Origin of the sequence: Pseudomonas fluorescens (assembly GCF_902498065.1) — a bacterium.
GTDB classification, from domain to species: Bacteria; Pseudomonadota; Gammaproteobacteria; order Pseudomonadales; family Pseudomonadaceae; genus Aquipseudomonas; species Aquipseudomonas fluorescens_BJ.
Genome location: NZ_CABVIR010000001.1, coordinates 1,543,760 through 1,563,833 on the forward strand (window position 1 = coordinate 1,543,760; position 20,074 = coordinate 1,563,833).

The 20,074-nt window shown below is 58.3% G+C and carries 20 protein-coding genes and 2 pseudogenes; 7 read left to right on the plus strand and 15 right to left on the minus strand.

Annotated elements, in window-relative coordinates; translation table 11 throughout:
- Nucleotides 1–65 precede the first annotated feature (65 nt).
- The 3 genes from F8N43_RS07250 (at nucleotide 66) to F8N43_RS07260 (ending at nucleotide 1,223) form a co-directional block, all read left to right on the plus strand.
- Nucleotides 66–287, plus strand: a complete 222-nt coding sequence (locus F8N43_RS07250) for a hypothetical protein (RefSeq protein WP_150629881.1) — start codon at nucleotides 66–68, stop codon at nucleotides 285–287.
- Between the two features lie 114 nt (nucleotides 288–401).
- On the plus strand, nucleotides 402–632 hold the full coding sequence (locus tag F8N43_RS07255; RefSeq protein WP_150629883.1) for a hypothetical protein: 231 nt from the start codon (nucleotides 402–404) through the stop codon (nucleotides 630–632).
- A 306-nt stretch (nucleotides 633–938) separates the two neighbouring features.
- Nucleotides 939–1,223 carry a hypothetical protein gene (locus F8N43_RS07260; RefSeq protein ID WP_150629884.1) on the plus strand — a complete coding sequence of 95 codons (285 nt, stop codon included), beginning with the start codon at nucleotides 939–941 and terminating at the stop codon, nucleotides 1,221–1,223.
- Between the two features lie 95 nt (nucleotides 1,224–1,318).
- Here the strand turns inward: F8N43_RS07260 and F8N43_RS07265 are convergent, their stop codons facing one another.
- Nucleotides 1,319–1,702 carry a hypothetical protein gene (locus tag F8N43_RS07265; protein WP_150629885.1) on the minus strand — a complete coding sequence of 128 codons (384 nt, stop codon included), beginning with the start codon at nucleotides 1,700–1,702 and terminating at the stop codon, nucleotides 1,319–1,321.
- Nucleotides 1,703–1,916: 214 nt separating this feature from the next.
- Between F8N43_RS07265 and F8N43_RS07270 the strand changes: the two genes are divergently transcribed.
- Nucleotides 1,917–2,102, plus strand: coding sequence for a hypothetical protein (locus F8N43_RS07270; protein ID WP_150629886.1), 186 nt, complete (start codon nucleotides 1,917–1,919; stop codon nucleotides 2,100–2,102).
- Nucleotides 2,103–2,191: 89 nt separating this feature from the next.
- On the opposite strand, the gene F8N43_RS07275 is transcribed toward F8N43_RS07270, so the two are convergent.
- From F8N43_RS07275 to F8N43_RS07285, 3 genes are read right to left on the minus strand one after another with little or no spacing between them, the layout of a single operon-like run.
- The gene (locus F8N43_RS07275; RefSeq protein WP_150639048.1) at nucleotides 2,192–3,175 is read right to left on the minus strand and encodes a saccharopine dehydrogenase family protein; all 984 of its coding nucleotides are present in this window, start codon (nucleotides 3,173–3,175) and stop codon (nucleotides 2,192–2,194) included.
- On the minus strand, nucleotides 3,172–3,573 hold the full coding sequence (locus F8N43_RS07280; protein WP_150653484.1) for a VOC family protein: 402 nt from the start codon (nucleotides 3,571–3,573) through the stop codon (nucleotides 3,172–3,174). The genes F8N43_RS07275 and F8N43_RS07280 overlap by 4 nt, the downstream gene beginning before the upstream one ends.
- 29 nt (nucleotides 3,574–3,602) lie before the next feature.
- Nucleotides 3,603–4,346, minus strand: coding sequence for an SDR family NAD(P)-dependent oxidoreductase (locus F8N43_RS07285; RefSeq protein WP_150629889.1), 744 nt, complete (start codon nucleotides 4,344–4,346; stop codon nucleotides 3,603–3,605).
- A 139-nt stretch (nucleotides 4,347–4,485) separates the two neighbouring features.
- On the opposite strand from F8N43_RS07285, the gene F8N43_RS07290 reads away from it, so the two are divergent.
- Entirely contained in the window at nucleotides 4,486–5,379 is an 894-nt protein-coding gene (locus F8N43_RS07290) for an AraC family transcriptional regulator (RefSeq protein WP_191630107.1), read from the plus strand.
- Between the two features lie 666 nt (nucleotides 5,380–6,045).
- Here F8N43_RS07290 and F8N43_RS07295 read toward each other — a convergent pair.
- The 7 genes and pseudogenes from F8N43_RS07295 to F8N43_RS07325 all read right to left on the minus strand — a co-directional run.
- Nucleotides 6,046–6,558 (minus strand): annotated as a pseudogene (locus F8N43_RS07295) (transposase); the annotation flags it as partial.
- A 178-nt stretch (nucleotides 6,559–6,736) separates the two neighbouring features.
- Nucleotides 6,737–8,059: a purine-cytosine permease family protein gene (locus F8N43_RS07300; RefSeq protein ID WP_150653485.1), complete on the minus strand. Its 1,323-nt coding sequence runs from the start codon at nucleotides 8,057–8,059 to the stop codon at nucleotides 6,737–6,739.
- Nucleotides 8,060–8,170: 111 nt separating this feature from the next.
- A complete protein-coding gene (locus F8N43_RS07305) occupies nucleotides 8,171–9,145 on the minus strand; it encodes a biotin-dependent carboxyltransferase family protein (protein WP_150653486.1) in 975 nt (324 codons plus the stop codon).
- Nucleotides 9,142–10,014 (minus strand): 5-oxoprolinase subunit B family protein, encoded by an 873-nt coding sequence (locus F8N43_RS07310; RefSeq protein WP_150653487.1) that lies wholly within the window; start codon nucleotides 10,012–10,014, stop codon nucleotides 9,142–9,144. The genes F8N43_RS07305 and F8N43_RS07310 overlap by 4 nt, the downstream gene beginning before the upstream one ends.
- A complete protein-coding gene (locus tag F8N43_RS07315; protein WP_150653488.1) occupies nucleotides 10,011–11,384 on the minus strand; it encodes an acetyl-CoA carboxylase biotin carboxylase subunit in 1,374 nt (457 codons plus the stop codon). The genes F8N43_RS07310 and F8N43_RS07315 overlap by 4 nt, the downstream gene beginning before the upstream one ends.
- 10 nt (nucleotides 11,385–11,394) lie before the next feature.
- The gene (locus F8N43_RS07320; protein WP_095079351.1) at nucleotides 11,395–11,640 is read right to left on the minus strand and encodes an acetyl-CoA carboxylase; all 246 of its coding nucleotides are present in this window, start codon (nucleotides 11,638–11,640) and stop codon (nucleotides 11,395–11,397) included.
- Nucleotides 11,641–11,734: 94 nt separating this feature from the next.
- Nucleotides 11,735–12,493, minus strand: coding sequence for a 5-oxoprolinase subunit PxpA (locus tag F8N43_RS07325; protein ID WP_150653489.1), 759 nt, complete (start codon nucleotides 12,491–12,493; stop codon nucleotides 11,735–11,737).
- A 125-nt stretch (nucleotides 12,494–12,618) separates the two neighbouring features.
- Here F8N43_RS07325 and F8N43_RS07330 point away from each other — a divergent pair, with 125 nt between their 5' ends.
- Both F8N43_RS07330 and F8N43_RS07340 read left to right on the plus strand, forming a co-directional pair.
- Nucleotides 12,619–13,536 (plus strand): LysR family transcriptional regulator, encoded by a 918-nt coding sequence (locus F8N43_RS07330; RefSeq protein WP_150653490.1) that lies wholly within the window; start codon nucleotides 12,619–12,621, stop codon nucleotides 13,534–13,536.
- 725 nt (nucleotides 13,537–14,261) lie between these two features.
- Nucleotides 14,262–15,769, plus strand: a pseudogene (locus tag F8N43_RS07340) (IS3 family transposase).
- 115 nt (nucleotides 15,770–15,884) lie between these two features.
- Here F8N43_RS07340 and F8N43_RS07345 read toward each other — a convergent pair.
- From F8N43_RS07345 to gabT, 4 genes are all read right to left on the minus strand, one after another.
- Nucleotides 15,885–16,664: a response regulator transcription factor gene (locus tag F8N43_RS07345; protein ID WP_150653491.1), complete on the minus strand. Its 780-nt coding sequence runs from the start codon at nucleotides 16,662–16,664 to the stop codon at nucleotides 15,885–15,887.
- Between the two features lie 631 nt (nucleotides 16,665–17,295).
- Nucleotides 17,296–17,784 (minus strand): Lrp/AsnC family transcriptional regulator, encoded by a 489-nt coding sequence (locus F8N43_RS07350; protein WP_008055821.1) that lies wholly within the window; start codon nucleotides 17,782–17,784, stop codon nucleotides 17,296–17,298.
- Between the two features lie 45 nt (nucleotides 17,785–17,829).
- Nucleotides 17,830–18,486, minus strand: a complete 657-nt coding sequence (locus F8N43_RS07355; protein WP_150653492.1) for a 2-haloalkanoic acid dehalogenase — start codon at nucleotides 18,484–18,486, stop codon at nucleotides 17,830–17,832.
- 95 nt (nucleotides 18,487–18,581) lie between these two features.
- The gene (gene gabT, locus F8N43_RS07360) at nucleotides 18,582–19,874 is read right to left on the minus strand and encodes a 4-aminobutyrate--2-oxoglutarate transaminase (protein ID WP_150653493.1); all 1,293 of its coding nucleotides are present in this window, start codon (nucleotides 19,872–19,874) and stop codon (nucleotides 18,582–18,584) included.
- Nucleotides 19,875–20,074 lie beyond the last annotated feature (200 nt).

Below are 20,074 nucleotides of genomic sequence, written 5' to 3' on the forward strand. Positions count from 1 at the left end.
ATTTTTTGCGTGATTACAAATGGCTTCTATAGTTGTTGTGACAAGAATTAGCTTCGAGTGACGCCATGGAAGACATTTTCGTTGTGAAGCGTTGCAACAGGATCATCGTTCATGGCCGCAGAGCCGGGGAAGTCGATCATCAACCACCTGACGCTGCCATCTGGTATCGCATCGCCGATACCCGGACCCACGGCTTCATCGGTGACGGTTACGATCTTGAGGAAGACGCCCGACGCGTGTGTCATCAGCTCAATGCCAGATCGCAAATGACGGCCCGACAAGGCTAAAGTCCGGGTCTATACTGAAAATGGCTGAGGGAACAGCGCACCCATCGGCAGAAAGCTCGCTTCTTGCGGGCTTTTTGCTGCCATTGCCAGGTTTCTTGAACGGAGGTGTTTGCCATGTCCGAAAAAGAGTCCATCACCACCCTGCTGACCCTGCTTGACTCGCGCCAGGCTCGCTTGGCCGCGGCGTGCAAGGAAATCGCCGACTGGGTCGATCATCAAGGCGGGCATCCGACCGCCCTGAGGATTCGTGATCGTCTGAACGACATCGAGAAAGACGCGCCACTGATTCGTAATACGCTGTCGTCGCTCAAACCTGTCGAGCCGCCCCTACCGCGGTTCAGATGATTCAATCTGGACTTCGGACACGCGCGCGCCACCTGCTTCAGGACGCATGAACGGCGACGATGATCGTCACCGGGTGCGTCCTTGCCTGATCACCTGCTGCTGAATCCCACACCCGGCCCGTACCGGGATTTTTTTTGCCCGACCATTTCACACTGCCTTCACATCTCACCGCCTACAGTGGCCCTACTCCTTTTGAAACACCCCTTGGCCCGCCCGCATGCGGGCCTTATTTTTGCCTTTTTTCGGTTAACGAACGTCATCACTCGCGGGGGGTCTAACAATCACACGTCACGAAGGAGGCGTCTGATGGTTACTCACTTCAAAGTTGCCGGGCATCTGGCCTGCGGTCACAAGGGCAGCAAACTCACCTCAACCACTGAACTGACCCGGGTGAAATGCAGAAGCTGCCGAAACACCGATGCATTCAAGGATGCACGCAAAGACCAACGCAACGCGGCACGCCGTGCCGCACGCAAAGCCAAAGTCACTCACACGGCCAATGACTGGCGCGCAGCATGGGTCGAGCGGCTTACCGCCATGGCCGGGCTGCAACGGTTGCCCCGAGGCTTTACCGGACAACCATTCGTTTAGGCAGGTTCGGCGGCTGAAGCGCGTTCACTCGGCCCAGCCGCTGGCCCCATGATTTAAGCAACGGATTACGTCAGTGTGCATCAGGCAGAACTGATCTAATGCGCACTGAACTTGTTGTTCGTGGTCTTTTTAGACTCATCGATGAGCCAGATTGAAACACCATCACTGCGTACGGTATTGCACTCCTTTCCATATTCCTTATACGTCACGCAGATCACATCTCCGGCAATCGTCCAACTGCCTTTTGCTTCAGGGTAATCCGCGATCTTGATGGCTGCAGCCCCGCCAGGGCTCAGGGTTTCCCAGAAAGAATCACCCTTTTCGGTGCGGCTTTGAAGTTTGCGGCCTATCAAAACCTGCTGTATCTCATCGCCGCTAAGCTGTTTCGCACTTGTTGGCGCAGGCGAATGGGCATCATTGGGAGTGTGAGTACTTGAAGAACATCCTGCTAAAAACAACGCTACAGAGAGGACCGTCATTAGCCTGATCATAACTTCACCTATTATTTTTTTATAAGGCAAACAGAACCTTAAGATTAGATAGGCAGAAAACGCCGAAAAGACTATTTGACGATAAGTTCAATCGCACCGTATGCATTTCGTTTTTGGCGGTAAACGCTTTCCTCAGCTATGTTTTCTATCGCATCGAGGCGGCGCCGACGATGTGGGCAGGCGACTGATCAAGGAGGAACACATGACACCCATTCGTGAGGCGGAAAAAACCTACCGCACCTGGTCCAGCCCGATCTTGCTGGAGCTGAAGGAAAGAGAACATCAGCTAGACCCGGCAGCTCGTGAGGCATTGCAGAATATTTTGGTGGAGAGAAGGCTGGTTGATAGCGGCAACCCTGACGGCGCCGATCGACGCAAGGCGGATTGAACTCAGGATCATTTCCACCCGCTATCAGCCTCCTGAAGATAAACGCCAGTGCGGTGAATATGCCGCATCAAAGCCACTATGGGACGGATTTAGCGCTCGAAATCGCTGACTGTCGTACCCGCGATAGTCTCGGCGAATCCGCCACCGAACAACCGCGCAGGCGTTTCAAAACCTGGCCTGCGCTCGCCGCCCAATACCCGTCGCGCGGCCTCAACGGCGGCAAGTGGCGTGTAAGAGTAACCGTTGACGGTCTCGATCATCGACCGTGCTACCGTACCGTCAGCCCCCGACACCTCAGCTACTGCACGAGCGCGATGAGCATCACGTTGCTGAACACTCGGACCATCCGGCAGTTGCGATAGATCACCCTCGGGGAAGGCGTCTCCAGAGAGGTGTACAAACATCGCGATATTGGGAATCCCCGTCGAATGCCAACCTGTCACCAGGTCACCGAAGGAAAGTGGTAGGCACAGGACCGGGCCATCACCAAAATCGAAGTGTCGCGGCTGCGCATCCGGCGTCGAAACGAGCTGGCCGTCGACTCTCGCCAACAGGCCGGCGCCAATGATTTCAGCGACGCTCATTGCGGAACCCCGCGACATGGAACCTGGGACCTGCAGTGCAATGTTCAGCGAGTGCGGTTGTAGTACACGACGCGCGACATGCACGGCCAGGCAGTCAGTTGGCACGACGTCCCAGCCGACTCCAGGCATCAGCATGACGCCTGACTTCGCGGCCTGAGCACCCAAGCTTTCCGCGAGGCGATAAACGTTGATCTCGGCCGTGATGTCCAGATAGTTCACCCCGGCGTTGATGCATGCGCGCATCAGCGCTTCAGCCGTTTGCGCGAAAGGCCCCGCAAAGTTCAGCAGCGTGTCGATACCGCCCATAAAGCGCTCTGCTCGATCATCGGCAGTGAAGACTCGGTAAGGAACATCCAGAAGCGTGGCAAGGGATTGCAACCGTTCGGCATTGCGCCCGGCAATCTCGAAGTTCAGCCCCAACATTTTGGCGCGTTCTGCCGCCATGCGGCCGGTATAGCCTGTAGCACCGTAAATCAGCAGAGTATTCATTGCGCGTGCTGCCAATTCTTGTAAACGAATTCAAGGCTGTAACCGTCGGGGTCAAGGACGTTGCCGGCGTAATAATTCGGGTCGTAATGCAGACGCGCACCAGGGGCACCGTTGTCGCTAGCACCATTCGCCATGGCGGCGGCGTAGGCAGCGTCAACCTCGGCTTTGTTGCTCGCCACGAATCCAACGTGCACAGCTCGCCCCTCCACAACGCCCTCGCGCAACCAGAAAAACATTCGGCCATCAGCACCAAATCCTTTGAGATCGGGGTGACCCGGGGGACCATCCTTGCCGTCGTAATCGAGTCGCGCGGTAATTCCGAGCGGAGTGAGCGCTGCGTCGTAGAAACGGATGGAGCGCTCGATGTCGCTCACAGAAACAAAGATGTGATCCAGCATGGGATAGCCTCGCTTGTTCAGTTGCTGATTCAGATGCTGTAGCCGCCCGCGACTTCAATCGTTTGAGCATTGATCCAGCGCCCCTCTTCGCCAAGCAGCATGGCGATAACGCGGCCAACATCCTGCGGCTCACCCACCCTGCCGAGGGCTGTTTGCGAAGCAAGCAGCGCCTCGAACTCGGCGTTCAGACCACCGCCCAACTCGGTGCGGATCGCACCGGGCGAGACCGAATTCGCACGTATGCACCGATCACCAAACTCTTTAGCCATGTAACGGGTGAGCACGTCCAGCCCACCCTTGAAGGCGGCGTAAGGCGCCACGCCCGCCGTCGCCACGCGGGTGGTTGCACTGGTCAGATTGACGATACTGGAGCCAGTCTCCATCAGAGGAAGCAACGACTGGGTGAGGAAAAACGGCCCTTTGAGATGCACGTTCAGCAGGCCATCAAACTGTGCCTCAGTGACTGACTCAAGAGGGTTGAACAGACCATAGCCTGCGTTGTTGACCAAACCACTGAGGGTGGTCACGTTCCACGTCGCCTGTAAGGTCTGCAGTATCGATTCTCGAAACGTCTCAAAACTGCCGATATCGGCGACATCAAGCTCAAGCGCGGCGGCCTTGCCCCCGGCGGCCTTGATACGACTGACAACTGAATTGGCAGCCTGCGGATTATTTTTGTACGTGAGGATAACCCCCATGCCTCGCTGGGCGCAGTGTTCGGCCGCGCTGGCGCCGATGCCACGACTGCCTCCGGTGATAAGGATAACGCTCATGGGATGCTCTCCACTGTTGATCAGATGAGCCATCACAGTAACCATGATGCTGCGTAAGAGCGCAGCCGTTCCTACTCAAAACCTGCCTGTTTCTGCTTTTTGCTTGCGCATGGCACCCTCCTGCGATCAGCATGCCCCCATGAACAATCAACTGATCGAGCTACGGTCCTTGGCTTCCAAGGCCCAGAACCTCCGCACCGAAACGGGCATCCCACGCGTGGCCATGGTCCAGGGCAAAGTTCCTGAGCACATGCTGGCCGCCGTTTACGATCCGATGATCAACCTGATCCTGCAAGGCAGCAAAACGATAACCGTCGGCGACCGCACGCTGCGTTACGACCCGGCGACATATTTCGTGATGTCCATCGAGTTGCCAGCGGTGGGAACAGTGCACCCCGCTTCTTCCGGCGAGCCCTATCTCGCGGTCAGTCTGACACTTGACCCGATAGTGGTGTCGTCGCTTCTCGCCGACCTCCCCAAGCCCTCCGGGCGTCACGATAACGATGCAGGATTTTCGGTAGCCGCCGTCACGCCCGAATTGATGGACGCCTGGGTACGCATGTTGCGATTGATGGACAAACCTGAGGATATAGCCGCCCTCGCCCCCGCTTACGAACGGGAGATTCTGTACCGGGTTCTGCAAGGTCCACACGGCTGGATGCTGCGGGAGATCGCGGCTCCGGATACCGCCATGGCCCGAGTCAGTACGGCCATTCAGTGCATTCGTCGAGATTTCGCCCAGTCCATTAGAGTGGACACCCTTGCCCAAAAGGCGGCGATGAGCGTGTCCGCCTTCCACCGCCACTTCAAATCCGTAACCACATTAAGCCCGTTGCAGTATCAAAAAAGGGTTCGATTGCTACAGGCTCGCACGCTCATGGTGGTCAATGCCCAGAGCGTCACGAGCGCTGCTTTCGAGGTCGGCTATGAAAGCGCGACTCAGTTCAGCCGCGATTACGCGCGGGTATTTGGCCTGCCTCCTGCACGAGATGCTGCAAGAATCTTGTTGGTGTTGGCGCCGCCGCCGAATTGACCCAGTTGCCGACATTTCACTGACCCAGTCTGATTCCTTGCGAACCATTGCCTGTGCTGAATTTGTTCCGGTTGGAGGTGGGGCAGTCTTGCATCGGCACGTGGGTCAATTCGGCGTCGGCGTCAACACCGACAGAGAAGGATTCGGTTTTACAGCAACAGGGTGAAGAAAAAGATGAAGCTGGGAAAGTGGTTGTTTAGGAACGCACTGAGCGCGAAGCCAACCCTAAACGACCTGGCAGTTTGGCCTCCCCTCTGGCAAACCACAGACTCAGCATGACCTGAAACTGAATCTTCTCGTTTATCGCGACCACTACCTGATGGTCAAAAACGAACTTGTCCGTGCAAAAAAACGCGACTACAGACATAACCCTAGGCGGGAGCATCATCGGTGTCATTGGGGTCTGGTTAAGTCGACCTCCACTGTCTATACCGGTGGTGCAATAGCGGCAGGCTCATCGATCTATGGCCAGCGCTACGAGTTCATAATCCAATCACTGAACTACGGGAAGGCGACGACTGCAATGGACTGCATGCTTACCGTGGTGAGTCCGCTTTCTGGCACTCATGGACTTTCTAAATCCGGCATCACAACTGCGGCTCAAAAGATCGATGCAGTTAGGACCAAACTGTATCAAGCCCAGTCGGCAGTGGATCTCAAAGATTCCGATTCAATTTCTTCCATGCGCCGCTTCAGTTTGGCGCTGGTGAAATTGCGGTCGCGGTTGTTAACTGCTTTGAATTTTCTGCCATCGATGGCGACCAGATGTTCTCCAAACAGTCCCAACTGCTGACACAGCACAACGAACTGGCGACAGGCGCCTCGGATGGCCTTGCTGTTGTGTTTTCGGAAGTTGGCAATGGTCTTGAAATCGGGCATTAAACGCCTGGTCAACCACATCAGTTTGACGTTGCGTTGAGCTTCTCGCTCCAAACGTCGGCTCGACTGAATGCGGCTGAGATAGCCGTAGATGTAGATCTTCAGCAGGATCGCGGGGTGGTAAGCCGACCGGCCAGTATCGGTTGAAATGGCACCTTCAAAACCCAGATAGACCAGGTCGAGTTCGTCGACGAAGACGTCGACTACACGCACCGGATTGGTATCGCTGACGTAGTCGTCGAGGCTCTCGGGAAGTAAGGTGCCTTGGCCTCGATGTTCACCTTGGATAAAGCGCTTCATGGGCGATCCCTGAGATGAAATCCTCAGAAATCATAGCAGGGGGTCGCGAAGGCGTTTTTACACACTCTGGGCCAGAAGCAGTCATTGGAAAATCCATCAGCGAATTCGTAATGAGGCTTCCATTACCCGCTCTACCCTGTTAGGACAGGCGGGTACAAGGATGAGTGCATGAAAAACTCTACTCTGCCAACCGTAACCGCAACCGGCTTCGATGGGATAAGCCTGCTTGCAAGGCAAATGCAACTATCACGGTAGATGGCGCGGAAAAACTGCTCAGGCTGCCGCCGAAAAACATCAACGCAAGCCCCAAAGCGGTGGCACCAAACCACGCCGTCAAGCCCACCGGGTTAAACGCGACCACCCGTTCGAGCGCGGCCACGTCACTACGGCCACAGAGTATCTGCGCCAACGCCACGCCGACCCAGGCGACGACGAAAATGCCTTGATAAGCCAGGGCCTTGAGCAGGTAGGAAAACACATCGGCTAGCATCAGCCCGTACACGATCACCCCGACCGCCAGCGCCCACATCAGGTACGAACCGCGCACGCCAAAACGCGCAAAGAACGCCTGCATGTTCATCGTCGCCAGGTAGTAGTTGGCGGTGTTGATCCGGGTTTGCGTGGCCCATACGAACAACAATCCCCAGAGGCCCATCAATTGCAGGATCGCCATGACCACCGACACTTCGTTCAAGGCGCCTTCATGGGGAATGCTGCTAACCAGATAGATACCCGCCGCACCGTTGAGCAGAAACGTCACCGCGTAGAACGGCATGCCGAAGTTCCAGCGACCGTGGTACTCGGCGTCTTCAGGCTTGCCGAAACGCGCATAGTCGAAGGTGAACAGCATCAACACCCAGACGCCCATGTAGGCGACAAAACAATCCCACCAGCCAAATGCACTAGGCGTTGCCGGGCCGAAATCCAGCCATTGCGGCTGGTAGCCATAACGGCTGATCGATACCCCCACCGCCACCAGCAAACCACCGAGGTACACCGGCAGCAACACGCCGTTGAGCTTGTCCAGCCAGTGCTGCACGCTGCCCAGGATCATCGGCACGCTGTAGAGCACCACCGCCAATGCCGCCAGCGGATAGACCAGTTCCGGGTACAGGTGATTGAGCGCGACGGCGATCACCGAACCTTCGAACACCGCGTAATAGATCGCGGTCGAGAAGAAAATCAACGTCGCCAGGCACGCCCCGGTGCTGCCGAACAATAGCCGTGAAAACAACGCCACTGACAAGCCGCTGCGAATCGCAAAACGGCTGAGCACGCTGTTGACCAGTCCATAACTGATCACAGACAGGACCATGCCGATCAGCGCATTGCGCGCACCGAACGACAACGCCAATGAAGCACCCACCACGATGTAAAACATCGCACTGCACACCGCCCACCAGGCCATGGTCAGCGACAGTCGACCCATGCGCGCTTCGGTGGGAACAGGATGATGCGCCGGGTCTTGCCCGGTTTGACTCGATTGCGATAAAGCAGCCATATGCGTGAACTCCAAAACCAGTCAAAGGTTGAAGCGCGGGCAGCCGTCACCGCACCGAAGTGCGGCGTTGGCGTACCGTTTGGCATGGCCCGCGCTAGACGGCGGGCAGAATCAGGAAGGGAACAGCTTGCTCAGGCAGCTGAGTTTTTTCTTATAGGAACGTCGCGCTTCCAGCGCCTCTTCGAGGGTTACCGCGACAAAGCGGGCCTTCTGGTTGGGTTGCATCTGGCCGATCAAGTCGAGGTCGGCGCTGATCACCGTGCCAATCATCGCGTAGCCGCCACCGGACACCGCATCACGGTGCAGCACGATGGGTTCGAGCCCGGCGGGCACCTGGATCGAGCCGATCGGGTAGCAACTGTCGACGATGTTCGACGGATCGGAACCGGCGCCGAACGGCTGCTCCCGGGGCTGAAAGCTCAGCGCGCTGCCGCCCTTGAAGCGATAGCCGATGCGGTCGGCTTCCGAACCGACCGTCCACGGCTCGGCGAAAAAGCTCTTCGCCGCCGATTCGGTCAAGCGGTGGTAGTACAAACCGGGCACCACCCGCAGGGTGATTTCGCCACCCAATGATTGCCGTAACGCCATGGGCAAACTGGCCCCGGCGCGGCTCTTGCCACTGGCGATGCCCACCGGCAATTCGTCGCCTGCAATCAGGCGTCGCCCCTGAAAACCGCCGAGCGCGCCCAGCGCATAGGTGGAGCGACTGCCGAGCACCACCGGCACATCAAGGCCGCCGGCCACCGCCACATAAGCGCGGGCACCAGCCTTGGGAAAGTCAAAGCGCAGCACTTGCCCGGCTTTCACCGTGAACGCGGTGTCGTGGTGCATTTCCACGCCATCGACCCGTGGCGTCATGTGTGCGCCGCAGACAGCCACCAGTGCATCCTGCTGGAACTCCAGCTCCGGCCCGAGCAACGTGCATTCCAACGCCGCCGCACCGGCCGGGTTGCCGACCAGTTGATTGGCCGCGCTTAAGGCGTATTGATCGAGTGCGCCGGACGGTGGAATCCCCAAGTGGTAATACCCTTCGCGGCCCAGGTCCTGTACCGAAGTGGCGAGGCCGGGTTTGAGGACCTTGATCATGCCAACACCTCCTGCAACGACTTGGGATAGCCAACGGGATCGGCGAGGAACGCATCCAGAGAAAACTCCACCGGACGAATCCGCAGATCAAAGCAACCGGCTTCCACTTCGGCCACCGCGTAGTCGTAGGCTTCACGGTCCATCGGTTTGAACTGCACGATGTCGCCTGGGCGGAAAAACACCATGTGTTCTTTCAGGTACGCGAGGTTCTGTTGCGGGTCGTAGATCGGCGCGGGCGTGACGCCAAACATCTGATAACCGCCGGCGCCGCGCACTGAGTAAATGCAACCAAAGCAACCGCCGTGACCAAGGGTCAATTTCGGTGTGTCGGTGCGCGGGCGCAGGTACTTGGGCACCTGCAACTGACGCTCGCGCTCGACCATCTGGAACATGAATGGCAACCCGGCAACGAAGCCGACCATCGAGACAAACCACGGCGCGCCACTGTGGGCCGCGATGAATGCATCGACGTCGGCCAGACCGTTGATTCGTGCGGCGTATTCCAGGTCCGTGGCGCTCGGGTCTTGATGACGGTCGCGAAAACGCATCAGGGTTTCGTGGGTCCAGGGGTCGTTGTAGAGCACGGGAATCTCGATGATCCGCGTCTGCAACGTGCGCTCGGCGACGGCCCCGACCTCGGCAATTTTTACCGCTTCGAGCAAGGTGTGAGGGGCGATGCGATCCGGGTCAAAACGAATCTGGAATGACGCGTTAGCCAGGCAGACATCGAGCACGCCATCCAGCGCCAGCCGTTCCACGGCGCGAGTGACGGCCAGACCTTTGAAGAACGCGTCCAGGGACATGCTGTCGCTGACTTCGGCAAACAAATGTTCATCGGCGCCAAAGCTGTAGCGGATGGGAGTACTCATGCTTCACCTCCGCTGCAGCGCTCGGCCAGCCAGGTTTCCAGGGTGCCGGTGTGAAAGTCGGCGCTGTGCAGCCACGGCTGTTCCAGCAGTTCACCATGCAAGGCCAAGGTGCTGGCCATGCCGGTAAGCGTGGTCCGCCTTACCGCAACCCGCGCACGGGCCAGGGCTTCGGCGCGATCCGCGCCGTGAACAATCAGCTTCGCCAGCAGCGAGTCATAGTACGGCGGCACGCGGTAGCCTTGATACAGATGTGTGTCGATGCGGATGCCCTCGCCCTGCGGCCAGGTCAGTTCCTCGACCACGCCTGGGCTGGGGAAGAAATCCCGCGCCGGGTCTTCGGCGTTCAGGCGCATTTGCAGGGCGGCGCCGTTGAGTCGGATGTCGCTTTGCTTGAAGCCCAGCGGCTCGCCGCCAGCGACGCGCAACATGGCCTGGACCAGGTCGATGCCCGTGATCAGTTCGCTGACCGGGTGCTCTACCTGAATCCGCGTGTTCATCTCGATAAAGAAGAACTCACCGGTAGCATCGTCATACAGGTATTCCAGGGTGCCGGCGCCCTTGTAGCCCAGGGATTCGGTCAGGCGCACGGCGCTGGCGCACAGCGTTTCCCGTTGCTGCTGGCTGAGGACTGGCGACGGCGCTTCTTCGAAGATTTTCTGCCGGCGCCGTTGCAGCGAACACTCGCGCTCAAACAAATGCACGGCGTGCTGACCGTCGCCCAGCACCTGCACTTCAATATGCCGGGCCCGGCTGATAAACCGCTCCAGGTACACCGCGCCATTGCCAAACGCCGCTTGGGCTTCGCGCTGGGAACGGGGGAATTCTTCGCTCAGTTGCTCGGCGTTTTCCGCCAGCCGAATACCGCGCCCGCCACCACCGGCCGAAGCTTTGATCAACAGCGGGAAGCCGACGGATTCGGCAGCCTTGAGCGCCGATTCAACGTCGAACAGTTCACCCGGCGAACCCGGCACCACCGGCACGCCAGCGGCTTGCGCCGTGCGCCGCGCCTCGGCTTTATCGCCCATGCGCCGGATCGTCTCCGCGCTCGGGCCGACGAAAATGGCGCCGGCAGCCACCACTGCTTCGGCGAAATCGGCGTTCTCCGACAGAAAGCCGTAACCGGGATGCACTGCGTTGGCGCCCGTGGCTTTCAAGGCGCCGAGCAATGCCTCGACGTTCAGGTAACTTTTGTCGGCGCGGGCCGGGCCGAGGATATGCACCTCATCAGCCATGCGCGCGGCTTGGGAATCAACGTCCGCCTCACTGCACGCGGCAACGGTGGGAATCCCCAATTCTTTGGCGGCGCGGATAATCCGTACGGCGATCTCGCCACGGTTCGCGATCAGTAATTTATGAATGGCTTGCGTCATGATCGCACCCTCACTCGTCGTCGAGTGTTGCGACGACTTGACCCGGTTCCACCGGATCACCGTCTTCTACCAGAAAGGCACTGAGGCGACCGGCCGTCCCGGCGGTCAGTTCGGAGAACTGCTTCATGACCTCGATCAGGCCAATCACCGTGTCGGCGCTGACCTGCGCACCAACCTCGACGAAGTTCGCCGATTCCGGGGTGGCTTTGCGGTAGAAGGTTCCCGGCAACGGGGTGATAACAGTGTGTTCGGCCATGTCTGTTCCTCTTGGAATAGTTGTAGAAAGGCAGGCAAAAAGTGAATCGGAGTGCAAACCCTGGCATCTATGTGCCAGGTGTTTTCGAATGGTCTCAGCGCGGTGCTCGTACCTCTATTCCCGCGCCATCGAGTGCCTTGCGCGTGGCTTCGACCAACGCCAGGGCACCCGGTGTGTCGCTGTGCAAGCAGATGGAATCGAATTCAATCGCCAGGTCTTCGCCCTCGACGGTGCGCACCACGCCTTGTTGGCAAGCACGTAGCACTCGCTCGGCGACGTGGGCCGGGTCGTAAGCCCGCACGTTGCGGGTGAAGACGATGGAGCCGCTGAGGTCGTATTCGCGGTCGGCGTAGAACTCGCGGATCACCGGTTGGCCAAGTTCCGTGGCAACCCGCCAGATCACCGAATCGGGCATGCAATACAGCAGCAACTCCGGTTCCAGACGTTGGAGGTTCTCCACCAGCAAACGGGCGGCCTCTTCGTCTCGGGCCAGGTGCATGTAGAGCGCGCCGTGGGGTTTGATGTGTTGCAGGGCCACGCCTTGAACCCGGGCGAGCTCACGCAAGGCGCCCAACTGATAGAGCATGTCGTCGACCAGTTCCTGGGCCGGCGCATTGATGTGCCGACGGCCAAAACCAACCAGGTCGCGAAACCCCGGATGCGCGCCGATGGCCACGCCCAGGCGCTTGGCCTGCTCGACGGTACGACGCATGGTGCTGGGGTCGCCGGCATGAAAACCAGTGGCGATGTTGGCCGAACTGATGAAGCCCATCAGCTCATTGTCGACGCCATCGCCGATGGTCCAGGGGCCAAAGCCTTCGCCCATGTCCGAGTTGAAATCTACTGCCTGCATGACGCTTGCTCCCGACGCTTGTGACTTCATGCAGGCCAAGTTAAATTCCAGCCAACCCCTTGGGAAGATCTATTATCAGATAGGCCATCCTCTGAAAATCAGATACCAAGTCACCCGGAGTGCCCATGTCACTGACCCTGCGCCAGGTCCGCTACTTCGTCGCCACCGCCGAGATCGGGCAGATCTCCCAGGCGGCGATTCATTTGAATATTTCCCAGTCGGCGGTGACCACGGCGATTAAGGAACTGGAGGGGATACTCGGCACCCTGTTGTTCCAGCGCTCGGCTCAGGGCATGAGCCTGACCGATGCCGGGCGACACTTTCTCAACCGCGCCTACGTGATTTTGCGCAGCGTCGATGACGCGTTGAACAGCCCGCTGCCGGATGTCCGCGCCAGCGGCCTGTTGCGCTTGGCGGCGAGCTACACGGTGATCGGCTACTTCCTGCCACACCACCTGCAACGGCTTGAGCATTGGCATCCGGACGTGGCCATCGAAGTTCACGAACAGGAGCGCACGGCCATCGAGCAAGGCCTGCTCGAGGGCCGCTTCGACATGGCGGTGGTGCTCACGGCGAACCTGACTCACCCGGACATCGTTTCGGAGATCCTCTTCAACTCCGAGCGCCGGCTATGGCTGCCCAGCCACCATCCACTGTGCGAACGCTCGGCCGTCAGCCTTGCCGACGTGGCGAAGGAATCCTACATCCTGTTGACCGTCGACGAGGCCGAACAAAGCGCCATGCGTTACTGGGAACATGCGCACCAGCAGCCAAACGTGCGGGTGCGGACCAGTTCGGTGGAAGCGGTGCGCAGCATGGTCGCCAATGGCAGCGGCGTGGCGATCCTCTCGGATCTGGTGCACCGCCCCTGGTCACTGGAAGGCAAACGCATCGAAACCCTGACCGTCACCGACAAGGTCACGCCCATGAGCGTGGGTCTGGCCTGGCATCGCGAACGGGAATTCAGCCCGGCGATGCAGGCTTTTCGTAATTATTTCCACGATGCATTTTTGGCGCCCCAACAGCATTCCGCACGACGCTGAAAGAAACGAAAACCATGCACGAGTGACCCGCCGGCGTGACCTAATAAACGGACATTATCGGGGGTGGAAAAAGTAGCAGCTAAATGTCCGCCATGGCCAAAAGCAATGGGATAGACTCCTCCTCACCTCGGCATCTTGAGTGCCTAGCTAAAACGATGCCCTTTCCCGGCCAGTGCACTAGGTCGACTCTGGTGGTCACATTTTCTGGCCGCGGTCCTCTTCCAGCCAAAAGTCCGGGAGCGTCCGCAAGACCTTGGCATCAACACTCAGTGGCTTCCAGAAGCAGCGTCCCTCCTCTCTTAGGTACCGCTCCTTGGAACGCTCCAACGCAGAAGAAATTGGCAGCCATCCGCTGCTCACCGGCATCAATATCAGCCGCTCAACTCGTGCAAAACGCGCAGATTCCGGCGACGCTAAAACCGTTGCAAGAACTCGTTCCCCGGTTCTCCAAGCGTCGAGAGTAAATGCCGCCTCGCTTATGCGCCCAGCCGGCCGACCACAAAACACTTCATCAACACGTAATACACCAGTCCCGTGAAGAGCATGGTCGGGACACCCGCACCCAAGTAAACGAAGGCAGACTGCGTGGCCAATGTCACCGGGTTGCAAAGCCAGAGGTAAAAAGCGATAGAGGCGAATGTGGTGAGCACCGCGATCCAGTTGACCGGGGGCGCGTTAGAAATCTTGGACTACCTGGAGGTGGTTCGTGTTCATACGAAGACCGTATCCGAGCAGTCAAGCTCTATATCAAACTGGGGAAGCACACCGGGGCAACTATTCGTCAGTTGGGTTACCCGACGAAGAACTCTCTGACGAGCTGGCCTGAAGAGTACGAGCGATGCCTCGACCTGTCGCGTGGCTACGTGATCTTGAAGCCGAAGTACTCACTGGCCCAAAGGCTGTCGGGAACTATCTCGACCACGGGCGCTGCATCGCCTCCACCATCAAGGCTTTGGGCTACCCGGCACGGGATTCGTTGCGTGCCTGGATTTACAAATTGCACCCCGAACTGCACACGCGCGTCGTTAGTCGATCTGGCGGGCTAGCACGCCCGCCAGCGATGAAGCAGGCTGCTGTCATCGCGCTGTGCACGCGACAAGAAAGTGCGAACGCCGTGGCTCAAAAGCTGGGCGTGTGCAGGCCGACCTTGTACAACTGGAAAAATCAGCTACTCGGCCCAGAGGCATCCGCATCCATGAAACGCCGACAAAAAACTCCATCGTCACCGGAACGAGAAGAGTTCGAGCGGCAACTTGAATCTCTTCGGCTCGACGTGCGCCGTCTGCAGCTTGAACACGACCTGTTGATGAAGGCGAATGAACTCATAAAAGAAGATACGAGCATCGACCTGCAAGTCCTGACCAATCGGGAGAAGACATTGCTGGCTGATGCCCTGAGGCAGACATACTCCTTGTTAGAGCTGCTTTAAGCGCTGGGCTTGGCCCGAAGCTCTTATTTCTATCATCGAGCCCGAATGCAGGTCGCGGAAAAATACACCGAAGTGCGTCGTGCGATGGCGGACATTTTCGAGCGCAATCATCGCTGCTATGGCTACCGCCAGATGCGGGCTTCGCTGAGCAGGCAGCGTGTGCGTCTGTCAGAGAAGGAGGTGCAGCGCTTGATGAAGCAGGAGTGCCTGGTCGTCGCCAAGCCGAAACGGCGTCGATACGGTTCCTACCTCGGGGAGATCAGTCCGGCACCGGAAACCTCGTCAACCGCGACTTCACGGCTGTTGCTCCGAATGAGAAATGGCTCACTGACATTACGGAGTTCCAGAACCCGGCCGGCAAGGTGTACCTGTCCCCCATGATTGACTGCTTCGATGGAAAGGTCATCAGTTGGTCGATCGGCACGCGCCCGGACGCCGGGCTTGTGAACACGATGCTGGATGCCGCCGTCGAAACGGTGGCCCGCAACAACAAACGGCCTGTCGTTCACTCCGATCGTGGCGCTCACTACCGGTGGCCCGGCTGGTTATCGCGCATCGCTGATGCGAAGCTGATTCGTTCGATGTCGCGCAAAGGATGCTTGCCTGACAACGCGGCTTGTGAAGGCTTCTTCGGCCGGCTGAAAACGGAACTGTTCTATCCTCGCAACTGACAGTCAACGAGCATTGAGCAGTTCATTCAGGTCCTGGACTCACATTCGCTGGTACAACGAGAAACGAATCAAGATTTCCCTCGGCGCTCTCAGCTCTGTTGAGTATCGTGAGAGCCTAGGCCTCGCGGCATAACCAGTTCAAGTTTTTTGCCCCCCCCCCGGTGGGTCAGTTTTCAATCAGCGCCGACACGGATATAGACACAAAACCCAAAACGGCATGGTCGGCCCAAAGGCCGCCAAGGCCAAAATCAGTGCCCCTTAACCCGCTGCCGCGAAGCCGAAGCCGCCGGCGACAAAGCAAGCGCCAACTGCGTCCGATTATGCATATGCGTCAACCGCAACACCTGCGAAACATAAAGCTTCACCGTGTTCTCGGTAATCCCCAACTCACAGGCAATCAGATAATTGGTCTGCCCCTTGCCCACCAACCGCGCCACATCCAGCTGCCGCGGCGACAGCTGATTGAAAATCTCCGGCATCTCCACTTCCGCCGGCTCACCACCCATCACATCGAGAACCACCGCCGGCGCACTGCGCAGTACCTTGTCCAGATCCTGACAAAGATCATCAATCGACTCGGACAGATACTGCAGCTTCTGATTCAAATGCCCCCACTGCACATTCTTTTGCCGCTCCTGCAGGGCCACTTCCCGGCGCTGCAACCCTTCGAGCAACTCGTCCTGATTGATCGGTTTCTGATAATAATCGGCAATCCCGGCGCGCAACGCCTTGATCACGTCCTGCTTGTCAGCACGACCGGTGAACATGATCGCCTCGAACGCCCGATGCTTTCCCGCCAGGCGCTGCAGCTCCTGAATCAACTGAATGCCGTCCATGTCCGGCATATGCAGATCACTCAACACCAGACCAATTTGCGCATCTTCGCTAAAGCGTTCGATCGCCTGTTGGCTGGACCCACACGGCACACAACGGTAACCGTTACTTTCGAGAAACTCGCACAACTCCTCCACGATCAACGGCTGATCGTCGACCACAAGGACTTTTATCGCAGACATAAGCTTGTTCACGTGCTACTCCATGTGCCAAGCCAAAGCTGGCTATTCCTATACTGCCAGCCTTTGACTGCATAACCAGTTCATTTGAAAGTCGAGCAACACGGATCTGCCGATGTCGTCGACAGTGTGCGCGGTGCTCTTAATAAAATCAGTAGGAGCGAAGAGTTCATCAACATGACGCTCGCGGTACTGATGGCACCGGAGTGATCCATCCCATACGTCGAAGATGCCTGTTTAGTCGCTGCATTGGCGCCTTCATAAACGGATTCGCGGTGACAAGTAACAGCGAATGCGCGCCAGGGCCATCCATCTTCAGGGCACCAGTAGCGCCCCTCTCTCTCTGTACGCATTACAACGCAGAGACTTTTGCGCTTTGTTGCGAATTCATGACTCAAGGGGCACCCGGGAACTGTTTTGAGGGCTCGAAACAGCTATTTATGCGGCTTGCGCCAGAATGAGGCGGGTTGAGGGGATCTGGCGGGGGAATGTCCGAACGCGGTGCATTGCGGCACCATAAAACACTGGTGGGAGCGAGCTAGCTCGCGATGGCAGTGTGTCAGTCGACATTTCTATCAACTGAAAGGGCCTCATCGCGAGCAAGCTCGCTCACAAGTGTTTGTGTTGGGATTGGGTATGGAGTTAGTCAGTGCCGCAGCAACTTGCGCAACGGCACGCCGTCCTTGAGCACAGGCGACTTGATGACGATGTAACTGAAGTACTTGGAGATGCCGATGTTTTTGTCGAGCAGGCTTTCGATCACTTCCTGATAGTGCTGGATGCTGCGGGTCATGAAGCGCACCAGGTAATCGTAGCCGCCGCTAATCAAATGGCATTCGAGCACTTCATCCACCAGCCGGATATTGGACTCGAACTTGGCGAAGTCTTCGCGCTTGTGGTCGCTCAGGGTGATTTCGGTGAAGACCGTCACCGAATCGGTAATTTTCGCCAGGTTCAGGTGCGCCTTGTAGCTGGAAATATATCCGGCCGATTCCAGCCGCTTGACCCGTTGCAGGCAGGGGCTGGCCGATAATCCCACTGCATCGGCCAGGCTGACATTGGTCATGCGGCCGTCCTTTTGCAGCTCAACCAAAATGCTGATATCGATCCGGTCCAGTTTGACTAAACCTTCCATTGCATACCTCTTGACTGCCATTTGTTGGACAATCTTCTAGCAAAATCAGCGCCGTAAAGACAGCTGATGCTGAGCCACCAGATCCGCCATGCTGTTGATGCAGTAATCAGCGGCGCAAGGCGCCGGGTGTTTGACCCGACCGCGGCAGATCAGGCAGACATCGCTGCTCGCCCGCCGACTGGCTGAGGGCCGGGTTACTTGCAGGATCGCTCCGGGCTCAAGTGCGTTTGCCTTTAACCAATCCAAATCCTGCAGCGGGTCGCAGACCAGCGAGATGAAGTCATCGGGCATGATCCCCAGACGTTCGCAGAGCAGACCGCGATCCTCAGCATCCCGATCACCCTGCACCAGCAGGCGATAGAACTTGCGCAGGTACAACATCGCCCCCGGTGCATCCTCAAACAGCGACCAACCGGTTACCGACCGGGCGAAGCTCATGCCCTCCTCCCAACTGGCTTTCAGGCCCCAACGCTCAGCCAACTGACGATGGGCGAAACACAGCAGTCCACTGAAGCCTAGCTCACCGAAGCGCGGATACAGCGCACGCACCACCTCGCTGTATTCGGCCAGCACCTGTTCCTTGTCCGGATGACCGCCTCGGCTGTCCAACAGTGGTTGCAGTGCCGTCCAGACACCCGAGTCGCGGTCAACCAGGACCTCATCGCAATCGATGAGCAGTGCTCGATAATCAGTCAGCCCCATGGTGCGCAAAGCCTCCGATGATGCATTCTATCAATCCATGCTCCATAAACGCTCACCGGCGATGCCTTATGGCACCGCCCCGAACGGCCATGAGCTCAGTTCAAGACGCGTGCCAATGCCGCTTCAAGAATCTGCAGCGCTTCATCGACCTGCTCTTCGGTGGTCACCAGCGGTGCGAGGAAGCGCAGCACGTTGCGGTACACACCGCATTTGATCACCAGCAAACCACCGGCCCGGGCTTCATCGATCAGTCGCTGATTCAGGTCGGCGTCCGGTGTGCGGGCCTCGTCATCCTTGATCAGTTCGATCGCCAGCATGAACCCGGTACCGCGCACGTCGCCGATTTGCGGGTGACGGGTCTGCAAACGCAGCAGTCCCTGACGCAGACGCTCGCCCAACGCTTCACCACGCGCCAGCAGCTGTTCTTCGTCGAAGGCATCGATCACTGCCAATGCCGCCGCGCAAGACAACGCATTGCCGCCGTAGGTGCCGCCCAGGCCACCGGGTAACGGCGCGTCCATGATCGCGGCCTTGCCGACCACGCCCGACAGCGGCAAACCACCGGCCAGGCTCTTGGCGACGGTCACCAGGTCCGGCTGGATGCCAGCGTGCTGGAAACCGAACCACTTGCCGGTGCGACCGAAACCGGTCTGGATTTCATCGAGGATCAGCACAATACCGTGCTTCTCTGTCAGCGCGCGCAGGCCCTTCAGGAACTTCGTCGGTGCGGAGAGGAAACCGCCATCGCCCTGCACCGGCTCGATGATGATTGCGGCGACCCGCTCCGGCGCAACCTGAGTCGCGAGTAACTCGTCCAGCGCCTTGAGCGCCATGTCGCTGGTCACACCGCGATAGGCATTCGGATATGGCGTGTGGAACACCTCTGGCGCGAACGGCCCGAAGTTTTGTTTGTACGGTTGGCTCATACCGGTCAGCGTGGTGCCAAGCAAAGTACGACCGTGGAAGCCGCCACGAAAAGCAATGACTGCCGAACGATTGGTGTGAGCCCGGGCGATCTTCACCGCGTTTTCCACGGCCTCGGCGCCAGACGTGAAGAACGCCGCTTTATAGGCTTCTTTACCGCCGATCATTTCACACAGACGCTGGGCCAGATCGAGGTAAGGCTTATAGGCCACCACCTGAAAACAGGCGTGGGACACCCTTTGCAGTTGCGCCTGCACTGCAGCAACCACTTTCGGGTGGTTGTGACCAATGTTCAACACACCGATGCCGCCGACAAAGTCCAGGTAACGCTTGCCCTCCACATCCCACAACTCGGAACCTTGGGCGCGATCGATCACCAACGGGTGAGCGGTAACCAGGCCACGCGGCACGAATTGATCGCGCTGACGGAGCAAATGAGGGGTTTCGTCGACTTTGCTATTCATGGCATTTCCCATCGTGAGTGCGGCAACCGGGAGGTGGTTGCGAGGGTGTTCAGGTTAAGGCCTGTGCGAAACGAACTACGCCGAACTTGACCCCTGAGAAATTCGGATCGACTGTTTTCACCCTGCCAAACGGCAGATTCCTTCAGCCCGCCGAATCTGCCGGAGTCTCACCGATACAACGTGGCGCACCCCGTTTAACC